This window comes from Serratia rhizosphaerae (genome assembly GCF_009817885.1).
Taxonomy (GTDB): domain Bacteria; phylum Pseudomonadota; class Gammaproteobacteria; order Enterobacterales; family Enterobacteriaceae; genus Serratia_B; species Serratia_B rhizosphaerae.
The window spans coordinates 4,279,710-4,300,119 of record NZ_CP041764.1; the positions used below are offsets into that span (position 1 = coordinate 4,279,710).

Sequence of the window (20,410 nt, forward strand, 5' to 3'; positions counted from 1 at the left end):
CCGGCCCTGGGAGAGCAGTATGGCGGGATATGAAGTCAATTTCGACGGATTGGTGGGGCTGAGTCACCACTATGCCGGACTGTCGTTTGGCAATGAGGCATCTACGCAGCATCAGAACAGCGTTTCCAATCCCAAACTGGCGGCCAAACAGGGGCTGCTGAAAATGAAGGCGCTGGCCGATCTCGGTTTTCAGCAGGGCGTGCTGCCGCCGCAGGAGCGTCCGCATTTACCGACGCTGCGGCGTCTGGGATTCAGCGGCAGCGATGAAGCGGTGCTGGCGCAGGCGCAGCGCACTTCGCCGCGTCTGCTGTCGGCGGTAGGTTCAGCCTCGTCGATGTGGACCGCCAATGCGGCCACCGTATCACCGTCGGCCGACAGCGCCGATGGCAAAGTGCATTTCACCCCTGCCAACCTGAATAATAAGTTTCACCGTGCGATTGAGGCGGAAACCACGTCCGCCGCGCTGCGGGCGATATTCAGCGACGCGCGCCATTTTGTTCATCACGATCCGCTGCCGCAGGTGGCGCTGTTCGGCGATGAGGGCGCGGCTAACCATAACCGCCTGGGGAGCGACTACCACCGGCGCGGGGTGCAGGTGTTTGTCTATGGCCGCCAGGAGTTTGGCGGCGAATGTGAACCGACACGCTACCCGGCGCGTCAGACGCGTGAAGCCAGCGAGGCGATTGCCCGTCTGCACCAGTTGGATGAGCAGCATACGGTCTTTATTCAACAGAACCCGGCGGTCATCGATCAGGGCGTGTTCCATAACGATGTGATTGCGGTCAGTAATCAGCAGGTGTTGTTCCATCACCAGCAGGCGTTTTTACATCAACAGCAGGCGTTGGACGAGCTGCGCCGCAAAATGGCCGCTGTCGACAGCGAACTGATGACGATTGAGGTGCCGGCGGCGCGGGTTTCCGTCGCAGACGCGGTGGAAACCTACCTGTTTAACAGCCAGCTGCTGACCAAGCCCGACGGCAAAATGATGATTGTGGTGCCGGAAGAGTCACGGGAGCACGCCGGCGTGTGGAGCTATCTGAATGATATGGTGGCCGGTGCAGGGCCGATCGACCAGATTCAGGTGTTTGCGCTGCGCGAGAGTATGCGCAACGGCGGCGGCCCGGCCTGTTTGCGGCTGCGGGTGGCGCTGAACGAGGAAGAGCTGCGCGCCGTCAATCCGCGGGTAATGATGAACGACCAACTGTTCGTCGCGCTGAATGACTGGGTCGATCGCTATTACCGCGACCGCCTGACGGCCGCCGACCTGGCCGATCCGCAGCTGCTGCGCGAAGGGCGGGAGGCGTTGGATGCGCTGACCTCCATCATGGGATTAGGGTCGATTTATCCGTTCCAGCAGTGAGCCAGATAAATATATTTAAACCGACGGAGGATGCATGTTTGATCTATTGGCCATGACCTTGGCGGGGGAAGTGCCTGCGGCGCAGCAGGGGGAGACGGCGACGCTGCGCTGGCGCTGGTTAGGGGAAGGGCTGCTGGAGATCTGTCCGCAACAGGGCTACCAACAGGCGGTGCTGCTTTCCGCCGGTATTCATGGCAATGAAACCGCGCCGATTGAGCTGCTTAACCAACTGGTCAGCGATGTTTTACGCGGCGTGCGGACATTGACGGTGCGTTTGTTGGTGGTGCTGGGCAACCCGGCGGCAATGCGCGCCGACCGGCGCTATCTGCATGCCGATATGAACCGCATGTTTGGCGGCCGCTACCGTGATTTTCCGGCCAGCGGCGAAACGGCGCGCGCGCAGCAGCTGGAGCAGTTGGCGACGAACTTTTTTCAGCATGAAACGGCAGAGCGCTTCCATTACGATCTGCATACCGCCATCCGCGAATCACGCCTGCCGCGCTTTGGCATTTTACCGTTCCAGACGCGTAGTTATCACCCGCAGCTGCTGGCCCGGCTGGATGCGGCAGAGCTGGACGCGCTGGTGGTTCACCGGGCGCCGGGCGGCACCTTCAGCCACTTTACCAGCGAGCATTTGGCGGCGGCCAGCTGTACGCTGGAGTTAGGCAAGGCGCGTCCGTTCGGACAGAACGATCTGGCGCAGTTTGCCGCCATCAACCGTGCGTTGCAGGGGCTGGTCAGCGGCGAAGCGCCGTCGCCGCGTCAGGGGCCGGCGATCCGCGTTTTCCGCGTGGAGCAGTCGCTGATCAAGCGCCAGCAGGACTTTGTGCTGCACCTGAACGATGATACCGCCAACTTTACCGAGCTGGAGCAGGGCCGGCTGATTAGCGAGCAGAGCGGTGAGGCCTATCGGGTGCAACATGCCAAAGAATGGATTTTGTTCCCCAATCCGCAGGTTGCGCTGGGGTTACGGGCCGGTATGCTGCTGACGGAGGTTGAACGCAGTACGCTATTTTAGCCGCCGGTGCGGATGCATAGTTTCTCTTATTAATAAGGCCCGGCTCCGGGCCTTATGATTTTTTGTCATAGACAAAATCTATAACAATAGACCGATATTACTTGGCGATGGTGATGTATGCCATCAGTCCGGAGTTTATTAGTTTTAAAATAGTCCATCAGGATTTGTTTTGTTCCGTCTGTTGTCGGTGGGATTCCTATTATGCGAGTTTTGGCTAAAGAACCGCGCGGAATTAGAAAAGCAAAAAATGTGAATTAAATAATGATTTTTATTAACGCGCTAATAATTTCATTTCGATAGCGTTTGTCGGTAAATTGCGCTACCTCTCATTTTTATGCACCAAAAAGGTGCGTCGCACCTTTTTGGTTATAACTTATTGTGCAAAAGTATTTATAAATCATATCGTTAAATAAAACCTTTCGTTAACATAGGGTTACATTAAACCATGCTTTATCCACGTTGTTTTGCGCAAATTTTTATTTGCAGTGAGGATTCATGATGCTAATGTCACATGGCCCCTTATTAGGGGCGTTTATAAAATATTAAATGATAGCAATCACAGCCCAAAGTATAAATTGGGCGTGAGGGGCAGGGTTTAGCTAAATAAACAGGAAAATAATGATGAAACGCAGTGTATTAAGCGCGGCGCTTGCGCTGGGCGCAATGTCCTCATTGGCCAATGCGGCAGAAATCTATAATAAAGACGGGAATAAGCTGGATCTCTACGGTCGGGTCAATGCCAAGCACTACTTTATTCATAACGATGAAAGCGGCGGCGATAAGACCTATGTGCGTTTCGGTTTCAAAGGTGAAACGCAAATTAACGATCGGCTGACGGGGTATGGCCAGTGGGAATACAATGTCCAGGCAAACAACTCGGAGGGCAGCGACGCCAGCAACGGTACTAAAACCCGCCTGGGCTTTGCCGGTTTGCGCTTCGGCCAATACGGCTCTTTTGACTATGGCCGCAACTACGGCGTGGTGTACGACGCGGAATCCTATACCGATATGCTGCCGGAATTCGGTGGTGATTCCTACAGCTATACCGACAACTTTATGACCGCCCGTTCCACCGGCCTGGCGACTTACCGCAACCGCGATTTCTTTGGCCTGGTTGAGGGACTGAACATTGCGCTGCAGTATCAGGGCAAAAATGAAAGCCGCGAGCTGCAGCGGCAAAACGGCGACGGCTATGGCCTGTCGCTGGACTATCAGGATATCGGCGGCAGCGGCATCGGCTTTGCGGCGGCCTACTCGGATTCTAACCGTACCGGCGATCAGAAACGTGCGAAAATCGGTGAGGGCGACAAGGCCAGCGCCTGGACGACGGCGGTAAAATATGACGCCAACCAGGTGTATCTGGCGGCGATGTATGCTGAAACCCGTAATATGACGCCAATCAGCGTCAACGGTGAGCAGGGCTTTGCCAACAAGACACAGAACATTGAGCTGGTGGCGCAGTACCAGTTTGAGAACGGCCTGCGTCCGTCACTGGCCTATGTGCAGTCGAAAGGCAAGGATATAGAAGGAATAGGGGATGCCGATCTGGTGAAATATTTTGATGTTGGCGCGACCTACTACTTCAACAAAAACATGTACGCCTATGTGGATTATCAGATTAACCAGCTGAGCGATGATAACAAGCTGAAGCTCAGCAACGATGATATCGTGGCGGTCAGCCTGACCTATCACTTCTGAGGCCGCGTTTCCGGCTCGTCAGGCAAAGATAAACAGCGGGACTGCGTATTGGCGCAGTCCCGGCATGCTGTCAAAACGTGGCATACTCATTGGCGGGCAGCCAGAAGCCGTCAATAAAGTCCTCTACCGGATAGCAGCCGGCGTGGCGCAGGTTTTGTTCTTTCATCGCCACCAGGCACTCCTGCTCGTCACGCAGGATATCCACCATGATATCGGTGCAGCCGCCGTCCAGATAACAGACAAACATTACCAGGGCGTACATTGTTCGGTACCTCCTCTGCCATTATTCGCGAGGTTGCCACTATTGTGGCACGGTTCTTCTGCTTAATCATTAACCCTAGTGATGCTTTAATCATCTATATGGCCAATTTCAGATTACTCTAACCGCCTAATCCATTGGGTTTTATTGAAAATCCATCCGACGATGCTAAGCTTAACGGGTCTTATTGCAATGAACGTGGTGCTTACCGTATTGCTGCGGCAGCGGTGGAGTATCTCTTTCTCAACTCAGGAGTGAATATGGGATTGTTTAACTTCGTTAAAGAAGCAGGCGAAAAACTGTGGGACACAGTGACCGGTAATGCAGACGCGGCCGATCAGAGCGCTAAACTGAAAGAACACCTTAACAAGAGCGGCCTGCCGGATACTGACAAGGTAGATGTAAAGGTGGTTGACGGTAAGGCAGTGGTCAGCGGCGACGGTATTTCTCAGGAGCTGAAAGAGAAGATCCTGGTTGCCGTGGGCAACGTTGCCGGCATCAGCGGCGTGGAAGATCACATCACCGTCGCCCAATCAGCAGGTGAAAGCACGTTCTATACCGTGAAGAAAGGCGATACGCTGAGTGCGATCTCGAAAGAGGTCTACGGCGATGCCAACCAGTACAACAAGATTTTTGAAGCCAATAAGCCGATGCTGTCCAGCCCGGACAAAATTTATCCGGGTCAGGTACTGCGTATTCCGCAGTAATCACGCATTGATAAGCCCGATCGCCGATCGGGCTTTTTTAGGCCGTAATGAATTAGTTTTACTTATTTATTTCTGGTTTTCATAAAACATATGAATATTGTGCGCCTGTATCCATCCACTCCGGCAAGGGTTATTGACCATGGGGGGCAAAGTTGATAGCGTCTGCGGGATTCGGGGTTTGAAGCGGGTGAGTAAACGACAGCCTGAGCCTGTACACTGTGGCATCGCTTCAACAAAACAATAAAATGCTGAAGACAGAACTCGTGAGACAACGGCGTAATACCCCGCAGGATAAAACCTACCGCGACACCTTGGGTGACGCGCAGTTTGCCGTTTTGGTGCTGCTTATCGCATCGGGCGCACTGATTTTTTTCACTTTGGCGGCTACGCTATGGCTGATGTGATTATTTCTAACAACGGGAGAAAAAATGGAGCATGAACTCCATAACGAAACCAAACTGATTGCCATTATCGGGCTGCTGGTTTCCGCTTTGCTGGTGGTATCCATTTTGTTCGGTATGACCTATTTTTCCGATCTTAAACACGCTGATGACAAATTGGATGTCAAAGACTGCTATATCAAAACCCCATAGCTCTCCTTAACATGACCCGCTGAACGGCAAAGAATCTGACCGAGTCTCTGGACAGGAGACAGAATATGGGCGCGTTCAAAGTGGGGTTATTCGTTGCGTGTCGATATCGGCAGCGCATCAATTATTATTGAGCCGCCGTTAACCCTATTACAAATGCGGGAATAAGCGTTCCGCCCATGGCTGATTTGAATGTGGTGAGATGTTTAACGCGACTATCCGTATGTCCTGTATTGTCCGGGTTGGCGTTATCGCTGGAACGTCAACTCTTCTGGCGGAGGCGCCTGTGATCTTATCCCGCTCTGTTCCCTTACTTATTAATAACAGTTATTTTTATATAACTTAATATACCCAAACGTTGATTCACGGCGCTGTCGGCCGGTGTTATGCCGCCTGTTGTGATTACGGCAATGAATATCATTTACATCTCTTATTCTTTTTTCGGTTTTTTTATTGATTTATTGTGATCAATGAATCATGTTTGTTAATAAATAGTCTTGTTAAGCTAAATAGTGATCTGAAGCAAGTTATTCTCTGGCGTAAACAACTAGGATCTTTCCTAGAAAGACCCGGGTTATCAGCCCTTCAGAAAGAAGTAAGAGAGGTAGTATGAGCCAAATACTCTATCGTGCAAGATTATCCCATGTTGTTGTTGCAACGGCGGTGTTTTGGATCTCACTTGCAGCTATGGTCGTAGCTGCGTTTTATTAAACCAGCAAGCAAGATGAAAAAAACCCGCCACGGCGGGTTTTTTTATACCTATTAATTATCGATAAAGATTTTAATATAATCAACTGGTCGGATGTCGCTCTCATTAATCCGCTGGCCTGCCGCTTTCCTGCCAACCAGGCTCAGGCCATTTTCTGATGGATAACGTGCAGCGGGGGATCGATATGCAAATCGACGCTGAGATCCTGACGAAAGTCATAGGGCGTAATATTGAAACGCTTGCGGAACATGTAAGTAAAGTGCGATTGCGAGCCGAAGCCGAAATCCAGTGCGATATCGAAAATTGAGGCGTTGCTGCTGCGTAATTGGTAGACCGCCCCCGCCAGCCGCCGTTCGCGGATATATTTGCCTAATGAGATCCCGGTCGCTTCTTTAAACAGCTTTTGCATATGCCACAGAGAGTAGCCTGAGTATTCCGCCAGCTCTTCAAGGTGAATCACACGGCCAAGATGGGTTTCAACCCACTGACTCAGGGCGCAGACCAGCGAGAGGTGATGTTCTTGTATCATCAGTGCATCTGTGTGGAATCGACATACAGCGAAGTATACACAACTTGCCGTCGCCGACAAAAAACGCTGCGCCTGCATCACATAATCTGACCGCTAATGCTTGTCAGCCGGTAACGAATACCGCTAATCTGGTTCACAGCCTGCAGCGCTGGTATCAGGTAGCCCGGCCGCATAGGCACCAGACAGAAAGTCCACCGTGCAACGCAGCGTTGATGGGGTGATTCTATGTTAGCGACCATGATTATTACTCTGGTTGTCATTGTCGGCGTGGCCGTGTTTTTGGCGGTGCCGGCGGTGAGAGTGAAGAAAGCGGAAGGTGCGGGAGGTGAAAAACAGTGAGACTCTTTTTGGCCGCGTCCGGGAAAGGGCGCTGACGCTCCGCTAAAAAGCCTGGGTATGAAACCCGGGCTTTTTGCGTCTTGCTATCAGACGTTTTTACGTTCGACCGTTTCTTCACCCCAATACAGCTGGTCGGCATCGGTTCTGGCGAAGGCCATTTCCAGCGCTTTGTCGCTGCCTTCCTCCCAGATTTTTTGCGCCAGCGCCTCATCATTCCCTGCCAGTTCGAAAATCGCTTCGGCAATCTCGACCGAAGTTTCACGCAACGTAGCCCAAGATTTCACGTTGTGGTTGGCCATAACTCATCTCCTGTGTGATGTTGGCTGATGATGCTTACCAGTATAGGTCAAATACGCGGCAGATTTTGATGCCGGATGCGCCGTTTTACTGAAAATTCAGGCTGAAGCGGCTTTGGTGCGGTAAAGCCGCAATCAGCATGATATTCTGTGCGGCGTTTGTTTAAAGAGGAAATGATTATGTCCAATGCGTTAACTCACGATCAGGAAATCGCCTCCGATCTGGTCGCCTGCCAGCTGGTGATTAAGCAGATTCTGGATGTCATTGATGTGATTGCACCGACAGAGGTGCGTGACAAGATGGCCGGCCAGCTGAAAAGCATCGATTTTTCAACGCATCCGGCGGGCGCCGATCCGGTGACAAAGCGGGCAATTGAAAAAGCCGTTGCCTTGATCGAGCTGAAGTTTAAGCAGGATTAAACCTGGCCGCCCTGAACAAGCGGCCGGTCGGTGGTGCGCTTAGTCCACCACCGTTTCAATTTTCTTGAACAGCGGGCAATCGGAAATGCCGATAACCCCGTTGTCACCGTGTAAATATTGCGCGGTCACCACATTGCGCGCCGTGAGATATTTACACTGCAACCCCAGCCCGCCGACATTTTGTTGACTGCCGATCAGCACCCCATAGCCGGAAAACAGCAACACGCCGTACAGCACGGCCACCACGACCACCAGTTTGATTAACTTACTCATTCTCACTCCTTGTAAATAGGCTGTTGCGATATAGCCACGTTGGAGGGCGGGACGCAACCGTAACATTCTTAAATTCGTTTCGACAGACGGGAAATCTAAACGGCGAGTTAAACTTCGTTTAACTTTCCTATGATAGACTGCAAGAAGTTAACTAGGTAACAATGAGGCTGCTAAGTTTGTTGCGAAACAAAATTCTGCTGATCGTTGCGACCGTGCTGGCATGCCTGTTTTTTTATCTGCTTGCCCTCGATAGCTATTGCGATCAAGGTGGAAACTTTGCGTTAGGGATCTGTTCGATAACTCGGATTATTCCCTGGTAAATCCCGATATAACAGTGCGTACAAGGATGTTTTTGTTCTGCGAGGGAGTGGTAAGATAGTGGCCGATATTGAGCTGTAGGTAGGGTTGTATATGTTTGATGCAGGGTTTTCTCCATCGCTGCTCTCTTTGGGGATGGTGCTGGTCGCACTGTTGCTGGGACTGTGGGGGTGGTTTTTGGTAAACCGCGCCAGCGTGCGGGCTAACGAACAGATTCGTCTATTGCAGGAAATCGCCGAGCAGCAACAGCAGCAAACGGCGCTGCTGAAGCAGATAGCGCGCCAGTCGCGCGGTGAGTCGGTATCTGCTGACGATGATGATTTCGGGTCGGCGGTGGAGTTCAACGATGTTATTCCCGAGCGCTAAGGCGCGTCATCTCTGGTGAGAAGGCGGCAGGACACGGTTGGTTATCTCAGTTTCAGTTTTAACCATCAGCCTTCTCACCACCCTCAAAAAAAACCATCTCCTGATAGGGATGCTGGCGGCAGGTCGCCAGACGGCTGGTCAGATCGCCGGCATGCAGCTCCAGCCGATGGCCGTCAGGATCGAGGAAATAGAGCGATTCGCCTTCGCTGCGGTTACTTTTCCATTCGCAAATGCCGGCCTGACGCAAACGTGCGACGTTGGCGGCAAAATCCGCCTGCGGGACGTTGAAAGCATAGTGCGTGTAATCGGACGAGGGGGCGGTTGCGTCGTCCAGCGACAGGCACAGCCAAAGATCGCCGGCGGTCAGGTAGGCGCCCTGACGCCAGCGCGCCTTGGGCGTAAGCCCCAGTGTGTGTACATAGAAGTGAAAACTGCGTTCGATGTCGCGAACTGCCAGCGTCAGGTGATTCAGTCCAGTCAGCATACTATTCTCCAGAGATGCGCTAATCAGTACGGCGTAAATCGCCGTTGACGGTTCGGCGTCGGGAAAATTCATTAATACAGGTAATGTAAATCCTGTCTGTCATAAAACTGTCGTATTACCATCGTAATGTAGCGCCAACCCTACGCAAGATGGATAAAGCCGATGATTAAATGGTACGAAGAAAGTGACGCCGAGGTAAACCGCAGTATTGCATTGATTACCGGAGAAAATCCGGACAAATGGTATCCTTACGGCGGCGTAAAAGGTAAAGACTACTGTAAAAACCCCGCCGATGCCTGGCCGATTATCTGCGCCAATAAAATCAGTCTGAATCCTGCCGAACACAGCGACCCGTCACAGTGGCAGGCGCGTATCTCTACCGCGCACGGTGAATGGCAGGCGGACAGCAGCAGCCCGCTGCGTGCGGCAATGATCTGTTTTCTGCTGAGCCAACAGCCGGGTGACGCCTCTTACTAACGCGCAATGTTAATGTTTTCCATAATCTGACAACGGATCTGTCTGTGGCGGAGGCTGTTTATGAAACGCATTATTAAAGGTGATACCAATCTGTCCCATCTGGTGATTGCCCACGCGGCGATTGACCGTCATGCCGAAAGTTTCGGCCAGCGCCGTCAGGGCTGGCCTTCTACCTACCTTATCAAATATCAGAACGATCGCGTGGCGGTTGAAGTCGTCACGCGTCGCCAATCCTATGTCGCGACGCTGATGATCGGCGCGCGCACGCTGACGAAACTGTGCAGCCTGGTAGGCTGAACAGACTGTTTGTCATCTCTGTCCGGGTGAAAAGCAGCGTCGGGAGCAACACGCTTCCGGCGCTAATCCTTGATGCACTCGGGGTTAAGTGTTAAAAAGCCGCCCGCAGATACAATAATTGATGGGCTAAACGTTGCGCAATTGCGGCAGGGTTATCAGCCATATGAGGATAAGATGGGCGGTCAGCATCAGGATACCCCGCTAAAACGCGGCTTAAAAAACAGACACATACAACTTATTGCCCTTGGTGGCGCCATTGGCACCGGCCTGTTTCTCGGCATTGCGCAAACCATTAAAATGGCCGGGCCGTCGGTGCTGCTCGGGTACGGCATCGGCGGTTTTATCGCTTTTCTGATCATGCGTCAGCTGGGCGAAATGGTGGTGGAAGAGCCGGTTGCCGGCTCGTTCAGCCATTTTGCCTATAAATACTGGGGCGAGTTTGCCGGCTTCCTTTCCGGTTGGAACTACTGGGCGATGTTTATCCTGGTGGGAATGGCGGAACTGACCGCCGTCGGCATCTATATTCAATACTGGTGGCCGGAGATCCCTACCTGGGTATCTGCCGCGGTGTTCTTCGTGCTGATCAATCTTATCAATCTGGTGAACGTGCGTATTTATGGCGAAACGGAATTCTGGTTTGCCATTATTAAAGTCGTCGCCATTATGGGGATGATTTTCTTCGGCGCTTACCTGCTGGCCAGCGGCACCGGCGGCCCGGAGGCCGGCATTGACAACCTGTGGCTGCAGGGCGGTTTCTTCCCGCACGGCGTGGAAGGGTTGGTGATGGCGATGGCGGTGATCATGTTCTCCTTCGGCGGTCTGGAGATGGTGGGAATCACTGCGGCAGAAGCCGCCGACCCGCGTCGCAGCATTCCCAAGGCCACCAATCAGGTGGTATACCGTATTCTGATCTTTTATATCGGCTCACTGACCGTGCTGCTGTCGCTGTATCCGTGGGCGAAAGTGGTGGAGGGCGGTAGCCCGTTCGTGATGATTTTCCACGCGCTGGACAGCAACCTGGTGGCGACGCTGCTGAATGTCGTGGTGCTGACGGCGGCGCTGTCGGTGTATAACAGCGGAGTATACGCCAATAGCCGCATGCTGTTCGGGCTGGCGACGCAGGGCAATGCGCCAAAGGCGCTGACGCGCGTTAATAAGCGCGGCGTGCCGATTCTGTCGATTGGCCTGTCGGCGCTGGTGACCTCGATCGGCGTGCTGATTAACTACGTTATGCCGGGCAAGGCCTTTGAATTACTGATGGCGCTGGTGGTGTCCACGCTGGTGATTAACTGGGTGATGATCTGTCTGGCGCACCTGAAATTCCGTGCGGCAAAAAATCGTCAGGGAGTGATCCCGCACTTCAAGGCTTTGTGGTATCCGTTCGGTAACTATCTGTGCCTGGCGTTTCTGGCGATGATTTTGCTGATCATGTACTGCACCGACGGTATCCGCATTTCCGTACTGCTGATGCCGGTCTGGATAGGGGTGCTGTGGCTGGGCTTTACGCTGACGCGTCGTCGCGCAGCGACCGTCAAGAAAAACGGCGTGCGCCGCATGCCATAAAGCTTTAAGGGAGGCGCAGCAGGCGCCTCCCGAACGATTTAGCGGCTGCCGGCGGGCATAGTGCGTTTGCCCTGCGGATGACGGCCTGCACCGAACACTTTTCTGCATAGCAGGAACAGCGTGGTGATGATATCGATCGCCACGACGCTGGCCATCATCAGCCCCAGAACAAAAAAGCTCATCATGGCGCCGGTCAGCAGCACCAGTGGCGTCGGAACGCGCAGACGACGCAGTTTCATGACGGCGTACATTTTCCAATACTGTGCCTGCGCCCGCATCGCGCTGCGAATACGCCCCAGGCGGCTGCGTGATTGGCGTGATGTTGAACGACCCATAACTTCTCCTTTTCTGATTGTCCTGAACAGTAAAACATAAAGTTCTTAAGAGATACTTAACAGGCTCTTGGCGGCCCTGCAAAACCTACCCAGGTTCAGACAACAGGATTGGCGAAAAGGTCAGCCTCACCGTATGCTATTTCGCCGGGGCGTGTTAACGCTGCGGATATTAACTGCAGGAGTCAGCCGTGAAGCGAGCAGTAAACAGAGCAAGGGCGGTCAACCGCTACTATGACGCCGGCAAGGCGCATCATACGCCGCAGGGGTTCCGCAATCCGGAGCCATCGCAGCGGCGTGAAGGGGATCTGCGCCGCTGGCAAGACGAGCGTAAGCGGCTCGGTTTGCCGTCGCCGCCGCAGGCCGGCTACCGGCGTTTTGTTGAGCAGTGGTGGCAACCGGCGGATCTCGGCGGCGCACATGACGGCGTCTGGTGGCTGGGACATGCGGCGTTGCTGCTGCGTCTGTCAGGGCGTTATATCCTGATCGATCCGGCGTTGTCGCAGCGGGCGTCGCCGCTGAGTTTCTACGGCCCGAAACGCAAAACGCCGCCGCCGCTGTCGGTGGAGCAACTGCCGGCGCTGGATATGCTGCTGATCTCTCACAACCATTATGACCACCTTGACCGGCGCACCGTCCGGCAACTGGCGCAGCGTTTTCCGCAGGCGACCGTGGTGGTGCCACTGGGGCTGAAGCGCTGGTTTCGCCGTTATCGCTTTGCCCGGGTCGAAGAACTTGATTGGTGGGACAGCCTGACGCTGGGGGATATGACGCTGCACGCCGTGCCGGCGCGGCACTGGAGCATGCGATCTCTCTGGGACCGCAACCGGTCATTGTGGTGCGGCTGGGTGATTCACCACCCGGCGCTGCGCTTTTATTTTTCCGGCGACAGCGGTTATTCCGAACGCCTGGCGGAGATTGGCCAGCGACTGGGGCCGTTTAATCTGGCGGCGCTGCCGATTGGCGCCTATGCGCCGCGCTGGTTTATGCAAGAGCAGCATATGGATCCCCAGCAATCGGTGACGCTGTATCAGCAATTGGGCGCGCCGCGCGCCATTCCGATGCATTGGGGCGTTTTTGAACTGGCGGATGAGTCACTGGATGAACCGCCTGAGCAGCTTAGGCAAGCGCTGCAGGCTGCCGGCGTTGAACCGGACGGCTTCCGGCCGATTAAAATCGGCGCGCAGATCGCGTTGCCCTGACGGTATGGCGACTGTCATTGTGCTTGTTACCTTCACCGCAGGCGAACTGTTGCCGGAATGATTAATGCGTTGTTTGTGCTCTCGGTGGGAAGCCGTTATTGCCGGCGGCATGCTGTGAATAACCCGTTATTCGGACGCGTAAGCGAGGCGAGAATATATTTAACATAGGCCGGAATTCCATTCAGAAACCTCTCTTTTGATAGGGGGATGCCTCATCTATGATTGGCCCTCAATCAAACCAAAAGGATGGGTGAGAGCAATGGCATCAAATGCGTTTTTAAAGGTGGATGGAGTTTCCGGTGAGTCTCAAGACTCAGGGCATAAGGGATGGATTGATGTTTCCGGCTTTGACCTGGGCGCCACGCAACCCGGTAATATGCACGTCGGCAACGGCGGCGGGGCGGGTAAGGTTCATTATGACGATCTGGTTATTTATACCAATGTCGACAGGGCGACGCCGACGCTGTTTCAGTATGCCGCCAGCGGTAAACATATCAGCAAAGTTGAACTCGCTATCCATAAAGCCGGCGGCGAGAACATTGAGTATTTACGTTTGACGCTGGAAGACGTTTTAGTCACGGAGGCCCGCTATGAAGGCGATCTGAGGCAATCGATCGTTCCTGTTATCTATAAATTCCAGGCGGCTAAGGTTTTGCATAAATACTGGGAGCAAACAGATAAAGGCGGAAAAGGCGCGGAAGTCTCCGCTGGCTGGAACATCAAAGAGAATCAGAGCTGTTAAAACGTCAGTATGCGCCTGCGCAGGATACCTGACGCAGGCGCGATATGCCGATGGCTAACTTGAGCCAAAGCGGCGCAGTGAGGTTTCCAGCAGGTAGTTTTCCTCTGCCTGGCAGGTATGCGTTTCTATATATTTGCCAGGATCCCTGAATTCAAAATACAGAAAACCGCATTTGGCGCTGACATACTCACGCCACGTTGCCAAATATTTATTGAACGCTGCCAGGTACTCCTTCCCGTTGTCTTCATAGCCTTTCGTTTCCCGATCGTAAACAGCCAAATAATTGTTGACTTTGGCCACTCGGTGCTCCAACCGCAATTGTGAGTCTGCCAGCAACAGGTCGGCGCACTCGGCCATTGCACGTGAACTAGATCCGCGGGAGTCTTCCGTGATGCATAATCTGTCTTGCTGTTGCTGAACCAGTTGTCCGATTACATCAGGTATAATCACGCGCTTCCCTTTGTCAGCCAAAGCAGGGTATGAGCCGGAGAACAACAGTAGCAGAACCGCTGCGGAGCATTGGTATGATTTTGTATTTTTCATTTACTACTCCTTAGATAGTTGATTCTATCATTATGCCTTTTTTTATCTCCGCGAAGGTTCTCCTTAATATGAGAAATTAACTCATCTTTGTTATCTCTTGCTGCCGCTTTATATGTTTCGATATAAGCTGCACCCTGATACACCATATCTGTAATAATCTCTCTGGTTTCAGATGATAAGTCCTCCCAAAGGATATAACCATTTTCTGATGCTGCGTGACGTTGATATACACGTTTTGCCACTCGTTCATATTCAGCATAAACTCGGTTAAATAACAGAATCTGCTGACTTGTGGTGATCTCTCCGATTTGATCGCGATGAGTACGTACAAAATTTCGCGCTGCGTCGCGCGTCAGTTTGACGCCACCGGCAATCAGTTCGGCTTTCTCCTGGCTGATGCCTGCGCAGGTAAGATCGCGAATGACCTGTTCCCTTTGGCGGTGTTTTAAGTCGTAGCCGCGGCCGATAGTGACGCCAGAGTATTTTTCTGGCCAATGTAAATGTCGTGAATTCCATTTTCCTGAATCATTACCCTCGTTATCATAAGTAAACTTTCCTCTCGCCACCGTTGGCTCTGACATAACTCAATCTCCATCCGTAGAAAATGACCTGGTCGATGTATAGAAAATAAACGCACCACCGATTTTGAATAATCGTTCTGCAAAGAGAAAGGGGAATTGTCCGCATTGAGTGTGATACGGCGCTCAAATACTCGTTGTAATAATCAGTTTTTTCGGGGGAGGGAAATAACGGACGGGTTTCTACGGAAACAAATTAGAAAAAAGAGAGAAAACACGGGCGAATTCCTACCAGTTTGTGATGACGTCATAAGACAGCGAGATGGATATTCAAAGCAACCTGTAACGTGACACATTTACCGCTTACGGTGGCAGAGGCCAATTCGCTGTTGTTGCTGTGGCCATATCGAATGAGCCGGGTGGGCATCCGCATGCACGCCTTAACACTAACACCGCTGTTCCTCATCGCCGTAAGTGGCGTTAACCTGCATGTTGTTAGCAGGAGCACTCAGGAGCAAACATGGAGAATATTGATCTGTGAAGGGAATTCATAAATATTCAAAAAACTTTAATCTTAAAGTCAGAAAACGGGGCCTGTGGCGTTGGCTCAGCGATGCATACGCAGCGAAAGTTTTGTTGCATCCCCGACGGGGCGGGGAGTACAGGGCATGCGTGCTGCAGAGCAGAAAAGAGGGAAAGCTTCAACATATTTTAGCGTGTTCAGCCCGTTGCCGCGGCTGACCGTTTCAATTATGTGCGACGCGTCCATCAGTGATTAAAAATGGCTTGCCATTGCATACAGAGTATGTGATAACGCAATTGGGTAAAACGAGGTACAGTTCTGTATATGTGTGGCATTTCTATCAGTAAAGAAGTTCTGAGTAAAGACGTTAACGTTGAATACCGCTTCTCTGCCGATCCTTATCTTAGTGCCTCAAGCAGTAACGACTCTAGTTTGTCTATGTAACGCCTACGGGCGGTTTAAACAATCCAAAGGAAATACTCAAGATGGCAAAGATCAAAGGTCAAGTTAAGTGGTTCAACGAGTCTAAAGGTTTCGGTTTCATCACCCCGGCTGACGGCAGCAAAGACGTGTTCGTACACTTCTCTGCAATCCAGGGTAACGGCTTCAAAACCCTGGCTGAAGGCCAGAACGTTGAGTTCGAAATCCAGGATGGCCAGAAAGGTCCATCAGCAGTAAACGTTACTGCTATCTAATCAGCGTCAGCTGTAAAAAAGCCCGCCAGCGTGCGGGCTTTTTCGTGCCTGTCAGTCAGGGATTGATAATGATGGCGGCGTACTGATTACGTCCTTTGATATCAGGATGCTGCGGATCCTGCGCCCGACGTTGGCTGTTGCGGCGAAAGCTGGTGTATTTAAAACGCTGCGGCTGCTGTGGATCGGCGTTCAGCGTACAGATGGTGCAGCTGCCGGCGTGGTCGACGGCGGCAAACCCCAGCGCCGTCAGCTTATCGTGGGCGATAGCGGCCAAATCCAAATGGCGAAAGCGCGGGCTGATCAGCGCGGGCGGCTGCGGCAGACGCTGCTGAAACTGCGCTACCAGCTCTTCATTGACTTCATAGCAGCAGGGGCCGGCAGCCGGTCCGATGGCGGCCACCCAGTTGGCGGGATCGTCATCGTGCGCGATGCGCTGCGCCATCTGTTCCAGAATACCGTCCAGCAGGCCGCGCCAGCCGGCGTGTACAGCGCCGATCGCCGCACCGTCGCGGCGGCTGAATATCACCGGCAGGCAGTCTGCGGTCAGCACGCTGAGCAAAATGCCCGGCTGCGTGGTGTAAAATCCGTCCGCCTCGCCGCAGAGCTGCCCTGGCTGCAGCACATCGACGATGCGTGTGCCGTGCACCTGCTTTTTCTCGGGCAGCGTATCGCGGTAGTGCAGCAGCGAGGCAGGCAGCAGCGCGCTTTTGTTGCCAAAGCCGTGCTGAATGGCCGGGATGGCGCTGAGCAGTGCGGAATAATCGGTCATGGTCTGATAACAATCCGTATTTGAAAGACAGGCACCCAGTGTAGCGAGCTTTTTCCCGCTTTGGCTAGCGTCGGCTGTATACCGCGCGCTGGCGCGCCTTGCATCAATACCCGGGCTTATTTAGACTAGCCGCGCCGTATCTCTCTGGAAGCCAAGCCCATGTCTTATCTTTGCCCGTTGTGCCAGTTGCCGCTGCTGCTCACCCAGCAACAGTGGCGTTGTGAAAATAACCATCAGTTCGATCGTGCAAAGGAAGGCTACGTCAATCTGTTGCCGGTACAGCACAAGCGCTCGAAGCAGCCTGGCGACAGTGCGGAGATGATGCAGGCGCGGCGCGCCTTTCTGGAGGGCGCATTTTACCAGCCGCTACGTCAGCGAGTGGCTGAGCTGCTGGATAATGCGCTGGGCGCCGATGCGCAGACGCTGCTGGATATCGGCTGCGGCGAGGGCTATTACACCGCCGCGGTGGCTGAACGGCTGCGAGAGCAGCGCCAGATGGCCGTTTATGGGCTGGATGTGGCCAAGGTGGCCATTCGCTATGCCGCCAAGCGTTACCCTCAGGTGGCGTTCTGCGTCGCCTCCAGCCATCGCCTGCCGTTTGCCGATGCGTCATTGGACGCGGTATTGCGCATCTATGCGCCCTGTAAGGCGGCCGAGCTGGCGCGCGTGGTGCGTCCAGGTGGGGTGGTTGTGACGGTGTCACCGGCGCCGCGCCATTTATATCAGCTGAAAGAGCAGGTTTATCAACAGGTTCAGCTACATGACGAGCATGATGAGACGCTGAGCGGTTTTCAACGTGAACACAGCGAACGGCTGGCGTATACGATGGCGCTGCCGGGCGAGCAGGCGGCGAATTTGCTGCAGATGACGCCATTTGCCTGGCGCGCCTCGCCGGAGGTGCAGCAGCGGCTGGCGGCCAGCGACGTCTTTGACTGTGAGACGGACTTTGCCATCAGCCTGTACCGCCGCGAGGCGTAGCATAGGTCAGGCGAAAAAAGGCTGAACAGCGTTCAGCCCTTAACGAGGGGGATGTGTCTGTCAGGACAGATAGCCCAGATGGTCCAGCAGAATATTCACCCCGATGCCGATCAGCACCAGCCCGCCGAGGATTTCGGCGCGTTTGCCCAGCAGCGGGCCGATAAAGCGGCCGATCATCATACCCAGCGTGGCCATTATCATGGTGGCGCAGCCGATGGCCATGGCGGTATGCACGATATTCACCTGTAAGAAGGCCAGACCGACGCCGATTGCCATGGCGTCGAGGCTGGTGGCGATTGCGGTGGCGACCAGCAGCCAGAATCCGTGGCGTTTGACCTTTTCAACCTCGTCCGGGCGGTTGCGTATCCCCCCGACGATCATGCGCACGCCGAGAATAAGCAGCAGGCCGAAGGCGACCCAGTGATCCCATTCCATAATGTATTGGCTGGCAAGCAGGCCCAGCGACCAGCCGATCAGCGGGGTAATTGCTTCAATGGCACCGAAGATAAGGCCGGTACGGAGTGCTTCGCGAAAACGGGGTTGATGCAGACTGGCGCCTTTGCCGATAGACGCAGCAAACGCATCCATAGACATGCCGAAAGCGAGGATCAGGGTAGCGGATAGATTCATGTGAAATAGTCTCGGCCGGGCGGCTCCATATACACGCAACCCACCCCCAACCAAACGACGGAGTTACGTGCCTATGGTCTCGCCAACCTGACTCTGGCTGCCCGCACCACGTTTCAAACGACAAAACGAGTATGTTGATACGGGCGTTTCTGATTGTGCAGAATCAGAAACCGGCTACTCCCCAATGACGGACGCAACCTTATCATATTATTTTTGCCAAAGACAACGTTTAATTCTTGGGGGTATTTAATGAAATTGATAATTGTTTTCATTAAATGATTGCAGGGGGAAAATAAAGCAGATAGTGATGATGTCATTGTGGAAATAATAAGCAAGGGGTTCGGCGGCGTCGTGGATAAATTAACCGTTTTTGACGCCGGATTCGATAGGAAGTGAACGGCTACGTTTTAATATTTTGATTTTCAATGAAAAAATCATAAATCTTTTGCAGGTCGTCTAACTGGGTGACCTGAATCAATAAGCGTCGTTGCTCTAATGCAATCACCAGAACGCCATCTTCGGTTAAATTCATTGCTTTGATGCGAGAGTAGTCAATAAAGACATTGCTATAAAAGAAACCCTGCGTTTTAAATAACAATGTCGGCCAACGAATATAAGCAAGATATATGGCGACCAGCGCCAAAGAGATTAATAACCAACTGGTCAGCGGCGATCCCTGACTGACCAGATTGCGATACAGCAAAATAGCCAGCAGCGCGACAAAAATCAGGCTGTCGATGCGATTGCGGCGTTTGAGTCTTACCTTGAGCAGCGTAGGGCCTTTGAGCCGCTCCTGGATGAATTGGTCATAAATGGCATACAGCAACAGCAAGACGATAAATAGCGCGATGGCGATATCCGTCAGCGACATCTTAAACTCCCTAACATAAAAAAAGCCGGGGGTATCCCCCGGCGTGACGGTGGTTTACTCGCCCAGCAGGCCAATCCAGTAGCCGAAAATGCCGATGACAAAGAACCCCAGAATGATCCACAGCGCATTGACCTTTTTACGCAGCAGCCACATACAGCCGAAGGTCAGCAGCAGCGGGATCAGGCCCGGCATCAGCTGGTCGAGAATGGTCTGCACCGTGGTGACGGTGGTATGCCCGGTCTGGTCGGTGATTTTCGACACCACCAGCGGGATGTTGACATGGGTCCACTTATTGACCAACGCCCCCATGACAAACAGGCCGAGAATCGACGCCCCTTCCGTCAGTTTCTGCAGGAAGCCGCCGCCCATATCGTTAACGATATCGGCGCCTTTACGGTAGCCATAGGCCACGCCGTAGTAGCGCACCAGCATCCGCACCAGGTTAAACAGCACGAAGAACAGGATCGGCCCGAGCAGGCTGCCGGTCAGGGCGATACCGGCGCCCAGCGCGGCGAACACCGGCCGCATGGTGCCCCAGAAGATCGGGTCGCCGACGCCGGCCAGCGGCCCCATCAGCCCGACCTTGATGCCGTTGATGGCGGCGTCATCGATGGGCGCACCGTTGGCGCGCTGTTCTTCCATCGCCAGCGTTACCCCGAGGATCGGCGCAGCGACGTAAGGGTGGGTGTTGAAAAACTCCAGATGGCGCTTGATCGCCTGTTTGCGCTGGTCGTTGTTTTCCGGGTACAGGCGGCGGATTGCCGGCACCATGGAAAAGCAGAAGCCCAGCGCCTGCATACGTTCGAAGTTCCACGATCCCTGAAACAGGTTAGAGCGGATAAATACGCCGCGAACGTCGGCCGGCGTCAGTTTCTTTTGAGCTGCAGTGGTATCAACCATTTCT

29 protein-coding genes and 1 riboswitch are annotated in these 20,410 nt (G+C 53.5%); of the genes, 17 read left to right on the forward strand and 12 right to left on the reverse strand.

The genetic code is table 11. The features are described from left to right. Positions 1-19: 19 nt before the first annotated feature. The 3 genes from astB (at position 20) to FO014_RS19805 (ending at position 4,076) form a co-directional block, all read left to right on the forward strand. Positions 20-1,360 (forward strand): N-succinylarginine dihydrolase, encoded by a 1,341-nt coding sequence (astB, locus tag FO014_RS19795; protein ID WP_160030762.1) that lies wholly within the window; start codon positions 20-22, stop codon positions 1,358-1,360. A 34-nt stretch (positions 1,361-1,394) separates the two neighbouring features. Next, complete coding sequence (gene astE, locus FO014_RS19800) at positions 1,395-2,378, forward strand: succinylglutamate desuccinylase (protein ID WP_160030763.1); 984 nt, start codon at positions 1,395-1,397, stop codon at positions 2,376-2,378. 618 nt (positions 2,379-2,996) lie between these two features. Further along, a complete protein-coding gene (locus FO014_RS19805) occupies positions 2,997-4,076 on the forward strand; it encodes a porin (protein WP_160030764.1) in 1,080 nt (359 codons plus the stop codon). Between the two features lie 70 nt (positions 4,077-4,146). Here FO014_RS19805 and FO014_RS19810 read toward each other — a convergent pair whose 3' ends face one another. After that, a complete protein-coding gene (locus FO014_RS19810) occupies positions 4,147-4,338 on the reverse strand; it encodes a YdfD/YebW family protein (protein WP_160030765.1) in 192 nt (63 codons plus the stop codon). Positions 4,339-4,595: 257 nt separating this feature from the next. Here FO014_RS19810 and lysM point away from each other — a divergent pair, with 257 nt between their 5' ends. The 3 genes from lysM to FO014_RS23810 all read left to right on the forward strand — a co-directional run bounded on the left by lysM (position 4,596) and on the right by FO014_RS23810 (position 5,635). Further along, positions 4,596-5,042: a peptidoglycan-binding protein LysM gene (lysM, locus tag FO014_RS19815; RefSeq protein WP_054307268.1), complete on the forward strand. Its 447-nt coding sequence runs from the start codon at positions 4,596-4,598 to the stop codon at positions 5,040-5,042. Between the two features lie 245 nt (positions 5,043-5,287). After that, positions 5,288-5,446, forward strand: a complete 159-nt coding sequence (locus tag FO014_RS23805) for a hypothetical protein (protein ID WP_164722741.1) — start codon at positions 5,288-5,290, stop codon at positions 5,444-5,446. A gap of 24 nt (positions 5,447-5,470) precedes the next feature. Continuing rightward, positions 5,471-5,635, forward strand: a complete 165-nt coding sequence (locus FO014_RS23810) for a hypothetical protein (protein WP_201282884.1) — start codon at positions 5,471-5,473, stop codon at positions 5,633-5,635. 848 nt (positions 5,636-6,483) lie between these two features. Here the strand turns inward: FO014_RS23810 and FO014_RS19820 are convergent. Beyond that, positions 6,484-6,870: a helix-turn-helix domain-containing protein gene (locus tag FO014_RS19820; RefSeq protein WP_105231509.1), complete on the reverse strand. Its 387-nt coding sequence runs from the start codon at positions 6,868-6,870 to the stop codon at positions 6,484-6,486. A gap of 425 nt (positions 6,871-7,295) precedes the next feature. Further along, positions 7,296-7,508 (reverse strand): YccJ family protein, encoded by a 213-nt coding sequence (locus tag FO014_RS19825; protein WP_054307266.1) that lies wholly within the window; start codon positions 7,506-7,508, stop codon positions 7,296-7,298. 177 nt (positions 7,509-7,685) lie between these two features. On the opposite strand from FO014_RS19825, the gene FO014_RS19830 reads away from it, so the two are divergent. Continuing rightward, positions 7,686-7,925, forward strand: coding sequence for a DUF2766 family protein (locus FO014_RS19830; protein ID WP_015672738.1), 240 nt, complete (start codon positions 7,686-7,688; stop codon positions 7,923-7,925). Positions 7,926-7,964: 39 nt separating this feature from the next. Here FO014_RS19830 and FO014_RS19835 read toward each other — a convergent pair whose 3' ends face one another. Next, positions 7,965-8,198, reverse strand: a complete 234-nt coding sequence (locus FO014_RS19835) for a YobH family protein (protein ID WP_160030766.1) — start codon at positions 8,196-8,198, stop codon at positions 7,965-7,967. A gap of 176 nt (positions 8,199-8,374) precedes the next feature. Between FO014_RS19835 and mgrB the strand changes: the two genes are divergently transcribed. Beyond that, the gene (mgrB, locus tag FO014_RS19840) at positions 8,375-8,518 is read left to right on the forward strand and encodes a PhoP/PhoQ regulatory lipoprotein MgrB (protein WP_160030767.1); all 144 of its coding nucleotides are present in this window, start codon (positions 8,375-8,377) and stop codon (positions 8,516-8,518) included. A 91-nt stretch (positions 8,519-8,609) separates the two neighbouring features. Further along, positions 8,610-8,882 (forward strand): YebO family protein, encoded by a 273-nt coding sequence (locus tag FO014_RS19845; RefSeq protein ID WP_160030768.1) that lies wholly within the window; start codon positions 8,610-8,612, stop codon positions 8,880-8,882. Between the two features lie 58 nt (positions 8,883-8,940). On the opposite strand, the gene fos is transcribed toward FO014_RS19845, so the two are convergent. After that, positions 8,941-9,366, reverse strand: a complete 426-nt coding sequence (gene fos / locus FO014_RS19850; protein ID WP_160030769.1) for a fosfomycin resistance glutathione transferase — start codon at positions 9,364-9,366, stop codon at positions 8,941-8,943. Positions 9,367-9,528: 162 nt separating this feature from the next. Here fos and FO014_RS19855 point away from each other — a divergent pair, with 162 nt between their 5' ends. The 3 genes from FO014_RS19855 (at position 9,529) to FO014_RS19865 (ending at position 11,703) form a co-directional block, all read left to right on the forward strand. Next, positions 9,529-9,843: a phage protein NinX family protein gene (locus tag FO014_RS19855; RefSeq protein WP_160030770.1), complete on the forward strand. Its 315-nt coding sequence runs from the start codon at positions 9,529-9,531 to the stop codon at positions 9,841-9,843. Positions 9,844-9,903: 60 nt separating this feature from the next. Then, complete coding sequence (locus FO014_RS19860) at positions 9,904-10,140, forward strand: DUF4060 family protein (protein WP_126532153.1); 237 nt, start codon at positions 9,904-9,906, stop codon at positions 10,138-10,140. Between the two features lie 174 nt (positions 10,141-10,314). Further along, positions 10,315-11,703: an amino acid permease gene (locus FO014_RS19865; RefSeq protein ID WP_160030771.1), complete on the forward strand. Its 1,389-nt coding sequence runs from the start codon at positions 10,315-10,317 to the stop codon at positions 11,701-11,703. 38 nt (positions 11,704-11,741) lie between these two features. Here the strand turns inward: FO014_RS19865 and FO014_RS19870 are convergent, their stop codons facing one another. Then, entirely contained in the window at positions 11,742-12,038 is a 297-nt protein-coding gene (locus tag FO014_RS19870) for a hypothetical protein (protein ID WP_160030772.1), read from the reverse strand. Between the two features lie 188 nt (positions 12,039-12,226). Here FO014_RS19870 and FO014_RS19875 point away from each other — a divergent pair, with 188 nt between their 5' ends. Together FO014_RS19875 and FO014_RS19880 are read left to right on the forward strand one after the other, a co-directional pair. Further along, entirely contained in the window at positions 12,227-13,237 is a 1,011-nt protein-coding gene (locus tag FO014_RS19875; RefSeq protein ID WP_160030773.1) for an MBL fold metallo-hydrolase, read from the forward strand. A gap of 259 nt (positions 13,238-13,496) precedes the next feature. Then, positions 13,497-13,979 (forward strand): Hcp family type VI secretion system effector, encoded by a 483-nt coding sequence (locus FO014_RS19880; RefSeq protein WP_160030774.1) that lies wholly within the window; start codon positions 13,497-13,499, stop codon positions 13,977-13,979. 54 nt (positions 13,980-14,033) lie between these two features. On the opposite strand, the gene FO014_RS19885 is transcribed toward FO014_RS19880, so the two are convergent. Continuing rightward, a complete protein-coding gene (locus FO014_RS19885) occupies positions 14,034-14,522 on the reverse strand; it encodes a lysozyme inhibitor LprI family protein (protein WP_160030775.1) in 489 nt (162 codons plus the stop codon). Next, positions 14,519-15,103, reverse strand: coding sequence for a pesticin C-terminus-like muramidase (locus FO014_RS19890; RefSeq protein WP_160030776.1), 585 nt, complete (start codon positions 15,101-15,103; stop codon positions 14,519-14,521). The genes FO014_RS19885 and FO014_RS19890 overlap by 4 nt, the downstream gene beginning before the upstream one ends. Before the next feature lie 784 nt (positions 15,104-15,887). Between FO014_RS19890 and FO014_RS19895 the strand changes: the two genes are divergently transcribed. Beyond that, complete coding sequence (locus FO014_RS19895; RefSeq protein WP_071823832.1) at positions 15,888-16,007, forward strand: DUF2627 domain-containing protein; 120 nt, start codon at positions 15,888-15,890, stop codon at positions 16,005-16,007. A 41-nt stretch (positions 16,008-16,048) separates the two neighbouring features. Then, complete coding sequence (gene cspE, locus FO014_RS19900; protein ID WP_002221949.1) at positions 16,049-16,258, forward strand: transcription antiterminator/RNA stability regulator CspE; 210 nt, start codon at positions 16,049-16,051, stop codon at positions 16,256-16,258. A gap of 55 nt (positions 16,259-16,313) precedes the next feature. Here the strand turns inward: cspE and pgeF are convergent, their stop codons facing one another. Continuing rightward, complete coding sequence (gene pgeF, locus FO014_RS19905) at positions 16,314-17,027, reverse strand: peptidoglycan editing factor PgeF (RefSeq protein ID WP_160030777.1); 714 nt, start codon at positions 17,025-17,027, stop codon at positions 16,314-16,316. 159 nt (positions 17,028-17,186) lie between these two features. On the opposite strand from pgeF, the gene rlmA reads away from it, so the two are divergent. Then, entirely contained in the window at positions 17,187-18,005 is an 819-nt protein-coding gene (rlmA, locus tag FO014_RS19910) for a 23S rRNA (guanine(745)-N(1))-methyltransferase (protein WP_160030778.1), read from the forward strand. 60 nt (positions 18,006-18,065) lie between these two features. Here rlmA and mntP read toward each other — a convergent pair whose 3' ends face one another. From mntP to FO014_RS19925, 3 genes are all read right to left on the reverse strand, one after another. Then, the gene (gene mntP / locus FO014_RS19915; RefSeq protein ID WP_160030779.1) at positions 18,066-18,635 is read right to left on the reverse strand and encodes a manganese efflux pump MntP; all 570 of its coding nucleotides are present in this window, start codon (positions 18,633-18,635) and stop codon (positions 18,066-18,068) included. Positions 18,636-18,647: 12 nt separating this feature from the next. Continuing rightward, a riboswitch (yybP-ykoY riboswitch) is annotated at positions 18,648-18,830 on the reverse strand. A 205-nt stretch (positions 18,831-19,035) separates the two neighbouring features. After that, positions 19,036-19,506 carry a DUF986 family protein gene (locus FO014_RS19920; protein ID WP_160030780.1) on the reverse strand — a complete coding sequence of 157 codons (471 nt, stop codon included), beginning with the start codon at positions 19,504-19,506 and terminating at the stop codon, positions 19,036-19,038. 54 nt (positions 19,507-19,560) lie between these two features. Further along, on the reverse strand, positions 19,561-20,406 hold the full coding sequence (locus FO014_RS19925) for a PTS mannose transporter subunit IID (RefSeq protein WP_160030781.1): 846 nt from the start codon (positions 20,404-20,406) through the stop codon (positions 19,561-19,563). Positions 20,407-20,410: the final 4 nt, after the last annotated feature.